Source organism: Cuspidothrix issatschenkoi CHARLIE-1 (genome assembly GCF_002934005.1).
GTDB lineage: Bacteria > Cyanobacteriota > Cyanobacteriia > Cyanobacteriales > Nostocaceae > Cuspidothrix > Cuspidothrix issatschenkoi.
Genome location: NZ_PGEM01000145.1, coordinates 1 through 14,692, shown reverse-complemented (window position 1 = coordinate 14,692; position 14,692 = coordinate 1). Strand labels below are relative to the sequence as shown.

Here is a 14,692-nt window from a genome sequence, read left to right as displayed (position 1 = left end):
CTCTCCATTTTGAGTTTGTTGCTCTTTTTGAATCCGAAATTATCTCAAATTCCGAAATCCTCTATAATTATCTTAACGACGAGGATTGGTTTAATTTATTTCTTTCAAAGTATTATTTTTTCTCGGTTCAGTTGCCTTCAGTCGTTTTTCTCTGTTCGGCACTTTACTAATATAGCAATTCCTTTTTGCCTTGTCAACTACTTTGACAAAAAATTTTTTCATGGGTTGGTTTTTAGTCTTTGTGCCTGAAAAAGCTAGGGTTTTGGCAGGATAATTATGCTGAATCTAGAAAATCTAGAAGAGAAGTAGGGGAACAGTTGAGTAAATAACATAGACTGGGAGATGAAAAATCACACAGTAATTTTTGAAATCAGTTATGAAACGGCGTGAGTTTATTAATTGGGTGGGTTTGGGGTTTTTAGCAAGTTCTCTGCCTGTGGCTCTTGCGGCTTGCTCTGGCGAAAGTACTATATCGGCTAATGCTAGTTCTAATGATGCTAGTAAGGGGTGGCAAAAGGTAGGTACAGTGAAAGAGTTAGATAAAAATGGGCAATTATTGGTGGAAAATTCGCCAATTGGTGCTGTTTTGGTGGTGGGTACTTCAAAGGCGGCTAAAAATTTGATGGCTGTTAATCCTACTTGTACTCATGAAGGTTGCACTGTGGGATGGAAATCAAAACAAGATAAATTTGTTTGTCCTTGTCATGGGGCGGAATTTGCTCGTGATGGGAAGGTAAAACAAAAGCCGGCGAAAAAACCGCTCAAGACTTATTTGGCGAAGATTGAAGCTGGATCTGTGTTTGTCAAGACGGCTTAACTATTCGCCCTGGGTCCCCCACTGAATTAGACCTCTCCGGAAATTAGGTTTTCAGCTAGACAGATTACGAGTTTCAGATTCTTTTTCACCAGATGTCTATTGTAAAACTGGTGACTATAACCTAGAGGACACTGATATGAAACAAGCTGTTTAACCACTTTGTCACCCGTTAAGTATTTGTGCAAACCTTGATAAAAATAACCCCCAGTTATAATTCTAGGGGTTTTATTTTTTAGGTATATTTTTTACCTCGTTATGCCCTCATTTCCTGATTAAAATGCTGGACGATAAACACGATAATTAATATTGGGGAAAATATTATCCATTAATTCCACTTTTTCCAACCAACCACTATCAACTTTACCGAGTTTCACATCTTCATATAGTTTATTGAAGCGCATTAAGTGCGATCGCGTTCTTCTCACAGCATAGGGAACCATTGTTCCTGTTCGCATAATAAACGCCCAGTCAGAAGATTGTGCTAACAGCAATTCTCGCGCAGCTTGGTTGAGTGCTTTTTCCTGTAATTCGTCTTCTACTTCGATTTGGGAAATTTCAATCATCCGTTCCGCAGCTTTATGTAAATGCTGATAAATCCAAGCATTAGTATCATTTAACCAATATTCATGAAAACCCTTAAAGCCCCAACTCGATTGAGACGGACAACATACTTGTTGATTCGGATTAGCCCGTAAATAATCAGCTAAGTGGGTCATTTGATAAGTTCTTTGGTCATACCATGATTTACGGAACAGGTAATCAATGAACCAGGGACCCTCATACCACCAATGACCAAATAACTCCGCATCATAGGGAGAAACAATAATTGGCGGCCGACCCATGATACCGTGTAAATGCCCAACTTGCTGCTCACGATTATACATAAAGTTAGCAGCATGTTCTGCTGTCTTTTCCCTTGCCCAATAAGGATCATACAGGGCTTTATCGGAAAGACCTAAGCCGCGACCAGTAATTTTATGATACTTAATTCCGGTATTTTTGCGCTGGCCATTGGGCATGATATAGGGCTTAATATATTCATACTCAGCTTCCCAACCCAAATCTTTATAAAATTCCCGATATTCCGCCGCACCCGGATAACCCACCTCTGAAGACCATACTTGCTGGGAAGATTCGTGATCTCGACCAAATGCTGCCACACCAGGTTCAGTGAAAATGGGAGCATAGCTACCAAAACGGGGACGGGGACGGGCGTATAAAATACCATGGCCATCAGTGAGGAAATAACGTAAACCAGCATCTGCCAGCATTCGTTCCACACCTTCATAGTAGGCGCATTCTGGCAACCAAATACCTCTGGGTGCTTTACCAAAAGTTTCCTCGTAATGTTCACAAGCTACCTGAATTTGCGCCCACACAGCTTGGGGATACATTTTCATTAATGGTAAGTAGCCGTGGGTAGCGCCACAGGTAATAATTTCTAAGTTATTACTATCTTGAAACTGTTTAAATGCTGTAACTAAATCACCGTGATAACGTTCCCATAGCTCTCGCGCTTCATTAAACTCTGTAGCATAATGTTCTGCTAAATAGCGAAGATGACCATTGTGGACATTACGCTCTATTTCTAGTTCTATAAGTTCTTCTAGCTGTGATAAATGAGCATCATAGCGTTCTTGGAGTAAAGGATCACGCAGCATAGACACCAATGGGGGTGTCATACTCATAGTTAGTTTAAAGTCAATACCATCTCGCTTTAAGCCTTCAAATACTTTCAATAAGGGAATGTAAGTTTCAGTAATTGCTTCATACAACCATTCTTCTTCTAGCACATAGTCACTTTCAGGGTGACGGACGAAGGGGAGATGTGCATGAAGTACCAGTGCGACGTAGCCTATAGACATAATAGTTTGAGGGTAATTTGTAAATTGAAGGTGGGGAGTGTGGCAGAAATTAACAATATTTTAAGATGATAGCGGCATTATAAATGAAGTTTATAGGAAATAAGCCGGAGAAACTTCACATATCCATCTTAGGGAATATGAAGTTTGTTGATTTGTAGTTCTACTAATTGGGATATTAACTAATTTACCTGTATAGGCATCCGGTTTTATAGTTGAAAGAATATAAAAGGACTCACTAGAACAAGATTGGCTAAAAGTGTTAATGATGCTGGTTGGGGACAATCCATCACCATACTTTTAAACAAAGCCGTTCGCGTAGCGTGCCGAAGGCATAAACGCTGGTTTGAAAGTGATAGCTGTAAATCCCAACGGCACGAGCCAAGAATGTTTTAATTGCGATGTCCTGAGCTTGCCGAAGGGTGGTCATAAAGTTAAAAAGCCGCTATCTGAAAGGATATTAACGCCAGTATTAACATCCTGACATTAGGATTAAGTAACGTAAGGCATAGGTGAAATTACGCTACAGGAGATTTGCCCTCTTGGGCGATTGGTGTTAACCTGTCGTCTAACGGTGAGGCTGGTAGAATTCCCGCATCTTTAGACGGGGGAGTGTCAATACCCACAACCGACCAACCCAGACTTGTAGACTGTTGATAAACCTTCTTCAAAGTATTCATATCTCGAAGAGAAATAAATGGCGGTTTGCGAACTTGGGAAAAATACATAGTATCAGTTTGTAGAAGACTATGACCCCAAATTCCCAAGGCATGGCCAAGTTCATGACGTGCTGCTGATAATACATAATCACCAGTTTGACTAGGACTCAACAGAATTGTAAAACTGTGGTATAAAATATCATTTTTAGTATATAAATTATAAGTAGTTAAAGCCGAACGCGCACGAAGTATTTTACTATTAGGTTCTATTTGTAAAGGTGGGGCTTTGCGAATAATTGTAATATCAGCAATATCTGATTTTTGTACCACCTGTAAAGGTAAATAAATACTCCATTCTTGAATTGCTTGTAAAATACTATTAACCCATACTTGCGATTGTTTTTCATTAATACCTGTTGGTGTTTCCACTTTCACTTTTACTGGAAAAGTTGACCAAATTAAATAACCAACTTTTGTAGATTTAATTTGATCAAAATAATCACCACTATTTGTTTTATCTTGCCATTGTTTCAGAGTTGTTGGTAAAGGATGGGGTTTTTGGACAACAGGTAGAGAATTAGATAATTGAATATTTCTTTCCTGTTCCCTGAAAATAGCATTAACTGGAAAATTCGCAAGAATAACTAGCAGTCCTGTACTTATTACTAAAGTCAGAACTGCTACTTGTAGTGAGGGAAGCGATGCACTGAGCTTGTCAAAGTGTCGAACTATCAGCTGTCGCCAAAGTCGTTTATTTTGGGTGATTTTCCCCATTTTTATTTGCAATTATGAAAGCTCGTTGAGGCGCGTAAGTGCCTTAGTCATTCTTTGATACAATCATCCTAACAGGAACGGTAATCAACCTGTATAAAAAGGGGAGTATCATTTGGGCAACCAATTAGCACTTAAAACCACAGTTAACCCTAGAAAAACTACTACTAAAGCCCAAGTAACTCGATTTAAAGTATTTTCCGCGCTTTTGGTGCTGCTAAATAATTGTGCTTGTCCACCAATAGCACCAATTCCGTCACCTTTAGGACTATGTAACAATACGAGAACAATCAAACTAAGAGCAGAAAAAGCCCAAATACCTTGGACGATGTTAGTAATTGTCATATTAGAAATGTCGTTTATAACAAGTTAGAAAATGGATGAATTTTTGTCATCAATCCTGTAGGAGTTTAACCATGATTCAGGGAACAGGGAAGAGGAAACAGGTAAGAGAAAATAAAAATGTTCTTCATGTTTCATTCTGATAGCGTAGCGTGGCGTTAGCCATACTCCTGAACTCCTGAACTCCTGAATCCTTACGTTTTACAAACCTGCTTGTACAGGAGTACGAGTTAGTTGTAAATCATAGGCTGCTGGTTTAAGTAATGATCGCCCTGTCATTTCTTGGGGTTGGGATATTTGTAAAATATCCAGAATGGTTGGGGCAATATCGGCTAATTTGCCATCATTTCTTAATTCCACATTTGTTCCATATCCAGGGATTTTAGCTTTTTCGCCTTCTACCAAAATTAAAGGAACTGGGTTAGTAGTGTGCGCCGTCCAAGGATTACCACCCTCATCTAGCATATACTCAGCATTGCCGTGGTCAGCAGTAATAATTGCTGTGCCACCTGCTTTACCAATAGCGTCAATGAGACGACCTAAACAGCTATCTACAGCTTCAATAGCTGTGACTGTAGCAGGAATTTTTCCCGTATGCCCTACCATATCTGGGTTAGCATAGTTCATCACAACTAGAGAATAGATACCCTTTTTAATAGCAGCGATCGCCACATCTGTCACAGCTTGGGCTGACATCGCCGGGACTTTGTCATAAGTCGCTACCATAGGACTACTGACTAATTCCCGATCTTCTCCCTCACAAGGTTCTTCTAGTCCTCCATTGAAGAAATAAGTGACATGAGCGTATTTTTCGGTTTCGGCTGTTCTAAACTGCTTTAAGCCACGATTAGCGATCACTTCTCCCAGAATATTACTCAGATTTTGCGGTGCAAAAGCCACAGAAACAGGTAATTCTGGACCATACTGGGTAAAGGTTACAAAAGAAAGCGGCTTAATTTGCTGTCTTTCAAAACCCTTGAAAGTCTTACTAACAAAAGCTTGAGTTAGTTCTCTAGCACGGTCGGGGCGGAAATTAAAAAATATCACCCCATCTCCGGATTCTACCGTACCAGGTTTCAGGCGAACTGGGAGAAGAAACTCATCAGTCACACCTTCAGCGTAGGATGCTTGCAATGTCCCTACAGCAGTGAGTCCATTTCCCGCACCATCCTTTGTCATCACATCGTAGGTGCGTTGAACTCTATCCCAACGATTATCACGATCCATTGCGTAATAACGACCGCTGATAGTAGTGATCTCACCTATAGCAATGTGATCTATATAGTCTTCTAGTTGCTGAATGACTCTGATAGCATCCGTGGGCGGAGTGTCACGTCCATCGGTAATGGCGTGAATACAAACTTGTGAAAGTTGCTGTTCCTTTGCTAAGTCAAGTAGTCCAAATAGATGGGTAATATGGGAATGTACCCCGCCATCAGAACAAAGCCCCACTAGATGTAACTTGCCATTAGCAGAACGCACTTCTTGGCAAATTTTGACAAGGGCTGGGTTTGCGGCTAAAGAACCGTCTTCTACAGCATCTGAGATCCGTACCAGTTCTTGGGGTACGACTCGACCAGCGCCAATGTTCAAATGGCCAACTTCCGAATTGCCCATTTGTCCATCTGGCAACCCTACGGCTTTTCCTGATGTGCGAATGAGGGTGTGGGGATAGGCCGCCCATAAACTGTCCATAATGGGAGTTTTGGCGGCGGTAATAGCGTTTCCTCGCGTTTCCTCACAGTAGCCCCATCCATCTAGAATGACTAGCACCACAGGAGCAACAGGTGCTTTGGTCATAGTAAAATTGCCCTTTACTTTTTATAATACTCGAATGATACCATTCATAAGGACATCTGGAGGTTAAATTCTGCATATTGATTGAATAATTGCTAGTTTAAATTGCAAATAATGTATAAAATATAATACGTGTAAGTCTACTTGGAATTATTTTGTTGTGCGATCGCTAATATTGGCCGTTGAACATTCAAGAAATGGTACAAAGCGGATGTTTATTGTTATTTTCCCTTCGATAATCATGATAAAATAGTGATTTTTTGTTTAAAGGAAAAAGATAATTTATATTATACGCATAATATAACACTTGTTTGTTTTTTTAACCCACCCTACCCAACTAATTTAGATATTTAATATCATCTACTGTTGTTGAAATTATTTTCCATTGACCATTAGATTTTCTTAGAGTATTTGTAGCTAATAATATATTGTCTCTAAATGCAGGACCAGCAATTTTTGTCGTTGTTTGTGTAATTCTTACTTTGGCATAATTATTTGATATTTCGATAAATCAAATTTTGTAAGCATTCAGCTATGGAAATCTTTAACACCCAGATCCCCGACTTCCTTCATTGATTGTGTCCATAAATGATAAATTGATCACATACTATAAAAAACAATTTTTTGATTATTTCCTATATTATACGCACTATAAAGGTTTAGCATTCCTAAACCCCTACATCTATACCTAAGTCGTTCCGGTGGTTAATTTCTTGTAAAGTTTGCCATCCAGCTTGCCATTGAGAACTATCTTGTAATAATTTTGCATTCAACCAAAAACGTACACTGGGATCACAAGCAGATACAAGTTCTGCATAAACCCATTTACCCTGATTTTTGCGATTAACAACTTGAAAATGTCGCCAACCATCAACTTTTTGTTGTGCAGTCCATTTAGAACCTAGTAAATAAGGAAATTTTTGTTTTTTAGTCATTGGTAATTAGTGAAGGTTGACAGTTGACTGATAACTGTTCCATGTTAAGTTTTATATCAGATATTTACTAATTTAATAAATATTTACTAATCCAGGAGTCAGACTAACTACGAGGGGTGCGATCGCTCATAAAATTTCTGCACTCATAATTTTCATCCCCCATCAAAACCCCTCATTGCTGTGATCCCCACTTTTAACCGTAATTGATAACCTATTGCTGACAATGGTTTTCTTGTTGCACACACCGCAAATACCTGTAATATCGTCCCTGTGCATGAGAATCAGGCTAAACTATTGAATTAATAGATTTTTATCTATATATACTTTTTTGTCTTTTGTAACTATTTTTATAAAAAATAAATCATAAAAAATTTAAAAATTGTATTTATAGTAGTTTTGAGTCTAATTTAGGGGTTATTAATTTAAAAAACATATTTTAAATCTCAAAAACGCCATATATCAGCTTATTACAAATTCTCACCCTCTTTTCTTTCCAAGGGATTTGCACAATAATGGCAATCACAGACCTCACACATCCCCGATGAATGTTTGAGATCAGAGTTAGTCAAAAAACTATAAGAGAGGCATAACCGTGAAACTAGCAGTTTATGGAAAAGGCGGAATCGGCAAATCTACAACAAGTTGTAATATATCTGTAGCTCTAGCTAAACGCGGTAAAAAGGTTTTACAAATCGGCTGCGATCCCAAACATGACAGCACATTTACTCTGACCGGGTTTTTGATTCCCACCATTATTGACACCTTGCAGGAAAAGGACTACCACTACGAAGACGTTTGGCCAGAGGATGTAATTTACAAAGGTTATGGCGGTGTAGATTGTGTGGAAGCAGGTGGACCACCAGCCGGTGCTGGTTGTGGTGGTTACGTAGTGGGGGAAACAGTCAAATTATTAAAAGAACTTAATGCTTTTGATGAGTACGATGTAATTTTATTTGACGTTCTTGGTGATGTTGTCTGTGGTGGCTTTGCTGCACCGTTAAATTATGCAGATTATTGTCTAATTGTTACAGATAATGGCTTTGATGCCCTATTTGCTGCTAACCGGATCGCCGCTTCTGTCCGTGAAAAAGCCCGGACTCACCCCTTACGTCTAGCGGGATTAATCGGTAATCGTACATCCAAGCGAGACTTAATTGAGAAATATATAGAAGCCGTACCTATGCCAGTTTTAGAGGTATTACCTTTGATTGAAGATATCCGGGTTTCCCGCGTCAAAGGCAAAACCTTGTTTGAAATGGCAGAGTCAGATACTTCTCTGAACTACGTTTGCGACTATTACCTAAATATTGCCGATCAAATTCTTGCCCGGCCGGAAGGTGTCGTTCCTAACGATGCCCCAGATCGTGAACTTTTTTCTCTATTGTCAGATTTTTATCTCAATCCAGTAAAAGTACAAGCCACAAATGCGGAGGAGGAATTAGACTTGATGATTGTATAAAACAATTTATTTCTCAGGATGGGAATATGGCTTTCTTTGATAGTTTTACCGATTCAATCAAACAAAAGTGGTTGCAATTCTTCCAAGCCAACCGGGAATGGATCATGCTCCAGATGACCATTGAATCAGTTTATACCCCCGATGGTGGCAAGCGTCCCTCTTCTTACCTCATCCTGGGAGTTGTGAATGCTCTAGAGCCAAAATTAGCCCAGCTAATGTTCCCTTTTGCCAAACTGAATCCAGATGCGGATACTTTGATTGAAGTTCTGGATTTACATTTTGACCCAGATATTGCCCTGGGTAATCGTCTTAGTCCCATAACCGACCCTGAGACGTACTTGCGTCCGCCGGTTGCCGAAGCTATTCCTCAAGTTGAGGAGCAGTCTTTACCCACCCAGACTAGCGCGGTCCATCAAGTGGTAGCAGAAAAACCCCAAACCGATTGGGGTGCAGCCAGTGATGATGACTTCGGTAATATGTCTTTAGCCCAGGAAGATATTACCGATGATTCGAACGGAATAGCTGACTTTGGTGAAGTCTCTTTTAACGCCATTTCTTTAACTGATGAAAGCGATAATGGGAGATTCAACTCTCTCTCTTTAGGAGATGATGATGATGCTTTTACCGGACTGAATCTCTCTGAAGACAATTCCTTTAATGAACTGAACACATCTGAAGAAAATGGTTTTGATGATGTAGTTTCTGATATCTGGGGTGATGAAACATCTTTGCTTAATGGTGAAGACAATATGGAAGAACTGCCATCTGAGGTTTTTAATGAATCAGAAATGGCTCGTCTCTTCCCTAACAATTAATTGTAAAGCAGAATTTAGGTGACGGGTGACAGGTGATAGGGAAGAAAGCAGGGGGAAATAAATAACCCAATCACCAATCACCAATTATCTGCTTTACCAGGTTTAAAAACTTATGGGAGAATATGAATATGACCGTTGCCCAAGAACCACCAGCTTTAAATTTTGAATGTGAAACTGGGAATTATCACACCTTTTGTCCGATTAGTTGTGTCGCTTGGTTATATCAAAAAATTGAAGATAGTTTCTTTTTAGTTATTGGCACAAAAACCTGCGGTTATTTTCTGCAAAATGCTATGGGTGTGATGATTTTTGCTGAACCCCGCTATGCAATGGCTGAGTTAGAAGAAGGTGATATTTCTGCTCAATTAAATGATTATGAAGAATTAAAAAGATTGTGTGAGCAAATTAAACGCGATCGCAATCCTAGTGTAATTGTTTGGATTGGGACTTGTACCACTGAAATTATTAAAACTGACTTAGAAGGTTTAGCTCCCAAGTTAGAAGCGGATTTAGGAATTCCTATTGTTGTCGCTCGTGCTAACGGTCTAGATTACGCATTTACTCAAGGAGAGGATACTGTGTTAGCTGCAATGGCTAATCGTTGTCCTGAAAAAGCTCCTGTATCGGAAACTGAAAAAGGCGAGCGTAACGCCATTCAGAAGCTGATGAATTTCGGTAAGAAAAAAGAAGACATCACTCAAGATGAATCAGAGTATGTAGAGCATACACCTTTGGTTTTATTCGGTTCATTACCTGATCCAGTTGTCACCCAATTAACCTTAGAATTGAAGAAACAAGGTGTTAAAGTTTCTGGTTGGCTACCTGCAAAAAGATTTACCGAATTACCAGTAATTGAAGAAGGATATTATGTTGCTGGTGTGAATCCTTTCCTCAGTCGTACTGCTACAACTTTAATGCGTCGGCGCAAATGTAAATTAATTGGCGCACCATTTCCTATTGGTCCCGACGGTACACGCGCATGGGTAGAAAAAATCTGTTCTGTTTTGGGAATTACACCCAAAGGTTTAGATGAAAGAGAAGCGCAGATTTGGGAAAATTTAGAAGATTACGTGAAATTAATTCGCGGTAAATCTGTGTTTTTCATGGGCGATAATTTATTAGAAATTTCCCTAGCGCGGTTCTTAGTTCGTTGTGGAATGACTGTTCAAGAAATCGGTATTCCTTACATGGATAAACGCTATCAAGCTGCTGAGTTAGCTTTGTTAGAAAAGACTTGTCAGGAAATGGGTTCACCTTTACCAACGATTGTAGAGAAGCCCGATAATTACAATCAAGTGCAACGTATTTATGAGTTGAAGCCAGATTTAGTAATTACTGGCATGGCTCATGCTAACCCATTAGAAGCACGGGGTATTAATACTAAGTGGTCTGTGGAGTTTACGTTTGCACAGATTCACGGTTTTGGTAATGCGCGTGATGTTTTGGAGTTGGTAACTCGTCCTTTAAGAAGGAATAATAATTTGAAGGATTTGGGTTGGGATAAGTTGGTAAGAGAGGAAGCACAGGTTTAGAAACCAGGTCCCCGACTTCTGAAAATTGATGATAATTTATTGATTGTTTTCAATAAGAAGTCGGGGATCTTTGAGAATTTAAAGTTTTGGGTTTTCTTCGGCAATTTTAATTTTAAGGACGGATCTTTTGGGGTTCGTCCTTTTTTTATGAAATAAGGAACCGCAGAGGCGCAGAGGACACAGAGGAAGAGAATATGTTAGAATATGATGAAACAAGAAAATATGATCAGGTGATGGAATGCCGGAAGTTTGCCGTTTTTTAGGAATTATTATTACTATGTATTATAATGATCATCCTCCACCACATTTTCACGTCCGTTATAATCAACAAAAGGCAATTATTGATATAGAAACATTATCAATTTTAGAAGGTAAACTGAGTCCTAGAGTTTTAGGTTTAGTAATTGAATGGGCAGCAATGCACAAATCAGAACTTCTCAGAAACTGGAACTTGGCTAGACAAAATAATTCTGGTTCTTCAGTACATAGTATGCAAAATCAATCTCAAAAAACTGCGGAAGGCTTTCTCTGTTCCCTCTTTCAGACTGGTAATTTAGCATAACAAGTACGGTAGAACCATAATTCTTTAGAGAAAATCGAACCATTGGAATAAATTATGCTCCAAGATATTATAGAAGTCATTCCTCAAGATAACTATCAACTATATCTGAAATTTGAAGATGGAAAAGAAGGTATTGTTGATGTTAGTAAGTTAATTGAATTTACTGGAGTTTTTCAACCTTTACAAGATTTAGCATTTTTTAAAACTGTGAAAGTTAACCCCGAATGGGGTACAATTTATTGGGATAATGGAGCAGATTTAGATCCTGATGTTCTTTATTCTTTAATTACTGGTGAATCTATTTCTACCTATCATGGAAATACAGTTTTAACCAGGTAATTCTAAAGGTTGAGAAGGAATAATAAACATTTGGATTAGATGTAAGTAGAAGATCAACATATTTCTGAATACGTAAACGAATAACTTTTGCTCCTTCTTGAAATCTAAGAATTGCCGTTTCATGTTCTTCTATCTCCAAATAACAACGTGCTTCAGCTATATAAGCTAAAGATAAAGTTAATAAATATTCATCAGCAATTTGGCTTTGTTTTTCTATTTCAATATCTGTTTTTTCGATGTAAATATGTTCAGCTTCTAAAAAGCGATTAATTGCTTGCAAAGCACTACTTATAAAATTGTATATTATTTTATATTGCAACACATAACCATGCTTAGTTAATTATCCTTATAGTGTTGTATCTTGACAATATAGTGAAATGTTTTTTAACGTTTGCGTGGTGTGTTGGATAAATACCGCAAAGGAAATAAAAAGAGCGATCGCATAGTGTTCCGTAAAAATCGCTATTGGTTATAAAATTGAGAATGATCGCTCTTTACACTGTATTTGGATTAATAGCTATAATTCCCTCAGAGGTATAACGGATAAAATCACCTGTATTAAATGTTAGAATATACGTTATATTATTAGCCTTCATTGTGGCAGCAAGACGCGCATCATGTACCTGAACACCGGATACACCAAATTTCACAACTAATCTACGCCACTCTGGGTAAACTGGAGGTATATCAGATAATAAGGGGAAAATCCGCTCAATTAATCTTAACTGTCTATCTGCATCTTTGGGTGTTAAACCAAATCCGTTTTTTGTAGCTGGCCTTGTAACAACATTCCAAAACTCCGCACAATTTTGGGGAGTAATTAACAATATATTCCCGTTATTTCTTAGTTTTCTGACTACATTTCTAATCACAGGATTTAATGGATCATTTCGTTGTACAAGACGTAATAAAATATTGGTATCTACTAAATATTCCATTTTCTATTTTTAATAATGATCTTCATAAATACTTTCACGACTAACAGCGTAATCAGACAAAATAGGCTCATTTACACCAACACACGCTGCAAAATCATCAGCTAATTTATCTAAAGTAGTTTCAATTTCTTCCTCACTTATCAGCAACCTCTCTAAACTTCCTTTACTTTTCCGTCTTGCTTCTTGAATAATTAACTGTTGTAAATATTCACTTGCTGAATTATAACCACCTTCAGCAATTTGTTGATCAATAAAACCTTGCAGTGATTCAGGTAGAGTAATATTAATATTAGTCATGGTGTTTAACTGAGGCTTAACTAGGTTACTTATATATTAACATTTTAGAGTTAGAATAAAAATTAAAAGTCTCATGAATCCATCAGTTCAAAAAAAGTCCACAAAAAGTTAGATGATAAATACGAATTTTGTCCAATTGATTTAACTTACTATAATTGTTTACCGCATCTTTTACAAAAACCTGCATCCGCATCATGAAAAGCTAAACCGCAGCCTTGACAAGTAGATTCCATCTGATTAGCAGTTTTGACTAACCGGCGAATTAAATCCCCAATTTGCCAAGGAATCAGAGCCACTCCTGTTAAAATCATTAATACTGTGAGTAAGCGGCCTAATTCAGAAATGGGGATGACATCACCAAATCCCACCGTTGTCATCGTTACAACTGAAAAATAAAAAGCATCTAAGAAAGTATTAAAACTGTTGGGATTAACTGGATGCTCAACTTGATAAATTAAACCCGAAAAAATAAAAATTATTGAAAATAAAGTTACTAATATCCTAGTGAAAATTATACCATCTTCATTGCTGATACTCCCAATTAGAAATTTTTTATCAATAAATCTGAGTAAGCGTAAAATCCGAAACCAACGTAATAACCTGATAAAACTAATATCTACAATACCTATTAAATATGGTAAAATCGCCATCAAGTCAATAAGGGCATAGAGGCTGAGAAAATACTTAATTTTGTTTTCCGCACTCCATAACCTCAGCAAATATTCCACAGCAAAAATAACTAATATACAAGTATCTAATGTTCTTAATTCTAAACGGGCATCTTCGGGAATATTATATGTTTCCGCTACAAAAATTCCCGAAGAAACTAAAACCAATAAAGCAATAGTGAAATTAATTACTTTACCGACTGTAGTTTCTAGGTCTGTGAGGTAAAACTCTACCTTTTTCCGATTTAATAACGTCTTGATATACAGATTGGTCATTAGTGATTAGTCACTGCTCAGTGGTGATTTAGCCCCAGTTATCCATTACCCATGTCATTAAAATCTTAAACCCACCCCTCCTTGAACTGATACGGCTGTACCACCAGTATTACGGTAAGCATCAAAAGCAATGATAGCATTACCAAAAATGACAGTATTACTATTGGGAATTACGTAATCTATCCCTGGTTGTAAGGCAAAACTGATTTTATTCCCCACGGGAGAAGCTGCATCACCGCTAGTTAAGACTAACCCGGCACCTAAATAGGCATCAGTTTGCCAATTGAGAGGGAAATCATAGGATACAGTTGGGACTACTGCTATTCCTTGACTAATTAAGGCTTGAGCGCGGAAAGAAATAGGTGTTTCTAGCAACTTGTAACGAACAGCCAGAACTCCACCCAGTTGAGTACCATCACTAAATCCCAGACTCGGACCAATACCAACATAGCTACCATAAGCTACTTGAGCTTGTGCAGGTTGGGAGTTAACAAATAAATTGACAACAGATGCAACGGCGATCGCCCCAACCCAATAGTTAAGATGCTTCATAAACTTGCTCCTGACACCATTTGACCTTAGTATAACCTGGGGAAGATGTGATTTAACTATTCGCCGTAAGT

At 38.1% G+C, this 14,692-nt stretch carries 17 protein-coding genes and 1 pseudogene; 7 read left to right on the top strand and 11 right to left on the bottom strand.

The window, feature by feature from the left end; translation table 11 throughout:
• The first annotated feature begins 376 nt into the window (after positions 1-376).
• Positions 377-817 (top strand): QcrA and Rieske domain-containing protein, encoded by a 441-nt coding sequence (locus CUN59_RS17670; RefSeq protein WP_104389082.1) that lies wholly within the window; start codon positions 377-379, stop codon positions 815-817.
• A gap of 272 nt (positions 818-1,089) precedes the next feature.
• On the opposite strand, the gene CUN59_RS17665 is transcribed toward CUN59_RS17670, so the two are convergent.
• Complete coding sequence (locus tag CUN59_RS17665; protein ID WP_104389081.1) at positions 1,090-2,682, bottom strand: glycoside hydrolase family 57 protein; 1,593 nt, start codon at positions 2,680-2,682, stop codon at positions 1,090-1,092.
• Between the two features lie 219 nt (positions 2,683-2,901).
• Here CUN59_RS17665 and CUN59_RS17660 point away from each other — a divergent pair.
• A pseudogene (locus CUN59_RS17660) lies at positions 2,902-3,139 on the top strand (hypothetical protein); the annotation flags it as partial.
• Positions 3,140-3,197: 58 nt separating this feature from the next.
• Here CUN59_RS17660 and CUN59_RS17655 read toward each other — a convergent pair.
• The 5 genes from CUN59_RS17655 to CUN59_RS17640 form a co-directional block, all read right to left on the bottom strand.
• Complete coding sequence (locus tag CUN59_RS17655) at positions 3,198-4,112, bottom strand: peptidase (protein ID WP_243406981.1); 915 nt, start codon at positions 4,110-4,112, stop codon at positions 3,198-3,200.
• 108 nt (positions 4,113-4,220) lie between these two features.
• Positions 4,221-4,454: a preprotein translocase subunit SecG gene (secG, locus tag CUN59_RS17650; RefSeq protein ID WP_104389080.1), complete on the bottom strand. Its 234-nt coding sequence runs from the start codon at positions 4,452-4,454 to the stop codon at positions 4,221-4,223.
• A gap of 198 nt (positions 4,455-4,652) precedes the next feature.
• Entirely contained in the window at positions 4,653-6,251 is a 1,599-nt protein-coding gene (gene gpmI / locus CUN59_RS17645; protein WP_104389079.1) for a 2,3-bisphosphoglycerate-independent phosphoglycerate mutase, read from the bottom strand.
• A gap of 334 nt (positions 6,252-6,585) precedes the next feature.
• Positions 6,586-6,750 (bottom strand): hypothetical protein, encoded by a 165-nt coding sequence (locus CUN59_RS22760; protein ID WP_497706923.1) that lies wholly within the window; start codon positions 6,748-6,750, stop codon positions 6,586-6,588.
• A gap of 166 nt (positions 6,751-6,916) precedes the next feature.
• The gene (locus CUN59_RS17640) at positions 6,917-7,183 is read right to left on the bottom strand and encodes a TIGR02450 family Trp-rich protein (protein WP_104389078.1); all 267 of its coding nucleotides are present in this window, start codon (positions 7,181-7,183) and stop codon (positions 6,917-6,919) included.
• Positions 7,184-7,775: 592 nt separating this feature from the next.
• Here CUN59_RS17640 and bchL point away from each other — a divergent pair.
• The 5 genes from bchL to CUN59_RS17615 all read left to right on the top strand — a co-directional run bounded on the left by bchL (position 7,776) and on the right by CUN59_RS17615 (position 11,890).
• Positions 7,776-8,642 carry a ferredoxin:protochlorophyllide reductase (ATP-dependent) iron-sulfur ATP-binding protein gene (gene bchL / locus CUN59_RS17635; RefSeq protein WP_104389077.1) on the top strand — a complete coding sequence of 289 codons (867 nt, stop codon included), beginning with the start codon at positions 7,776-7,778 and terminating at the stop codon, positions 8,640-8,642.
• A 26-nt stretch (positions 8,643-8,668) separates the two neighbouring features.
• Complete coding sequence (locus CUN59_RS17630) at positions 8,669-9,457, top strand: DUF5331 domain-containing protein (protein ID WP_104389076.1); 789 nt, start codon at positions 8,669-8,671, stop codon at positions 9,455-9,457.
• Positions 9,458-9,585: 128 nt separating this feature from the next.
• Positions 9,586-10,989, top strand: coding sequence for a ferredoxin:protochlorophyllide reductase (ATP-dependent) subunit N (locus CUN59_RS17625; protein WP_104389075.1), 1,404 nt, complete (start codon positions 9,586-9,588; stop codon positions 10,987-10,989).
• Positions 10,990-11,227: 238 nt separating this feature from the next.
• On the top strand, positions 11,228-11,551 hold the full coding sequence (locus CUN59_RS17620) for a DUF4160 domain-containing protein (protein ID WP_104389074.1): 324 nt from the start codon (positions 11,228-11,230) through the stop codon (positions 11,549-11,551).
• Positions 11,552-11,605: 54 nt separating this feature from the next.
• On the top strand, positions 11,606-11,890 hold the full coding sequence (locus CUN59_RS17615; RefSeq protein WP_104389073.1) for a DUF2442 domain-containing protein: 285 nt from the start codon (positions 11,606-11,608) through the stop codon (positions 11,888-11,890).
• On the opposite strand, the gene CUN59_RS17610 is transcribed toward CUN59_RS17615, so the two are convergent.
• From CUN59_RS17610 to CUN59_RS17590, 5 genes are all read right to left on the bottom strand, one after another.
• On the bottom strand, positions 11,856-12,170 hold the full coding sequence (locus tag CUN59_RS17610; RefSeq protein WP_243406980.1) for a hypothetical protein: 315 nt from the start codon (positions 12,168-12,170) through the stop codon (positions 11,856-11,858). The two genes, CUN59_RS17615 and CUN59_RS17610, sit on opposite strands and share 35 nt — an antisense overlap.
• Positions 12,171-12,384: 214 nt before the next feature.
• The gene (locus CUN59_RS17605) at positions 12,385-12,828 is read right to left on the bottom strand and encodes a type II toxin-antitoxin system VapC family toxin (RefSeq protein WP_104389072.1); all 444 of its coding nucleotides are present in this window, start codon (positions 12,826-12,828) and stop codon (positions 12,385-12,387) included.
• A 9-nt stretch (positions 12,829-12,837) separates the two neighbouring features.
• Positions 12,838-13,125, bottom strand: coding sequence for a ribbon-helix-helix domain-containing protein (locus CUN59_RS17600; RefSeq protein ID WP_104389071.1), 288 nt, complete (start codon positions 13,123-13,125; stop codon positions 12,838-12,840).
• Between the two features lie 149 nt (positions 13,126-13,274).
• Complete coding sequence (locus CUN59_RS17595; RefSeq protein WP_104389070.1) at positions 13,275-14,069, bottom strand: ion transporter; 795 nt, start codon at positions 14,067-14,069, stop codon at positions 13,275-13,277.
• A 57-nt stretch (positions 14,070-14,126) separates the two neighbouring features.
• On the bottom strand, positions 14,127-14,621 hold the full coding sequence (locus CUN59_RS17590; RefSeq protein ID WP_104389069.1) for a hypothetical protein: 495 nt from the start codon (positions 14,619-14,621) through the stop codon (positions 14,127-14,129).
• Positions 14,622-14,692 lie beyond the last annotated feature (71 nt).

Excerpts from the sequence above, each read along its gene's own strand:
- CUN59_RS17670 (WP_104389082.1), top strand. The coding sequence starts at position 377 with ATGAAACGGCGTGAGTTTATTAATTGGGTGGGTTTGGGGTTTTTAGCA.
- CUN59_RS17665 (WP_104389081.1), bottom strand. The coding sequence starts at position 2,682 with ATGTCTATAGGCTACGTCGCACTGGTACTTCATGCACATCTCCCCTTC.
- CUN59_RS17655 (WP_243406981.1), bottom strand. The coding sequence starts at position 4,112 with ATGGGGAAAATCACCCAAAATAAACGACTTTGGCGACAGCTGATAGTT.
- secG (WP_104389080.1), bottom strand. The coding sequence starts at position 4,454 with ATGACAATTACTAACATCGTCCAAGGTATTTGGGCTTTTTCTGCTCTT.
- gpmI (WP_104389079.1), bottom strand. The coding sequence starts at position 6,251 with ATGACCAAAGCACCTGTTGCTCCTGTGGTGCTAGTCATTCTAGATGGA.
- CUN59_RS17640 (WP_104389078.1), bottom strand. The coding sequence starts at position 7,183 with ATGACTAAAAAACAAAAATTTCCTTATTTACTAGGTTCTAAATGGACT.
- CUN59_RS17630 (WP_104389076.1), top strand. The coding sequence starts at position 8,669 with ATGGCTTTCTTTGATAGTTTTACCGATTCAATCAAACAAAAGTGGTTG.
- CUN59_RS17625 (WP_104389075.1), top strand. The coding sequence starts at position 9,586 with ATGACCGTTGCCCAAGAACCACCAGCTTTAAATTTTGAATGTGAAACT.
- CUN59_RS17620 (WP_104389074.1), top strand. The coding sequence starts at position 11,228 with ATGCCGGAAGTTTGCCGTTTTTTAGGAATTATTATTACTATGTATTAT.
- CUN59_RS17615 (WP_104389073.1), top strand. The coding sequence starts at position 11,606 with ATGCTCCAAGATATTATAGAAGTCATTCCTCAAGATAACTATCAACTA.
- CUN59_RS17605 (WP_104389072.1), bottom strand. The coding sequence starts at position 12,828 with ATGGAATATTTAGTAGATACCAATATTTTATTACGTCTTGTACAACGA.
- CUN59_RS17600 (WP_104389071.1), bottom strand. The coding sequence starts at position 13,125 with ATGACTAATATTAATATTACTCTACCTGAATCACTGCAAGGTTTTATT.
- CUN59_RS17595 (WP_104389070.1), bottom strand. The coding sequence starts at position 14,069 with ATGACCAATCTGTATATCAAGACGTTATTAAATCGGAAAAAGGTAGAG.
- CUN59_RS17590 (WP_104389069.1), bottom strand. The coding sequence starts at position 14,621 with ATGAAGCATCTTAACTATTGGGTTGGGGCGATCGCCGTTGCATCTGTT.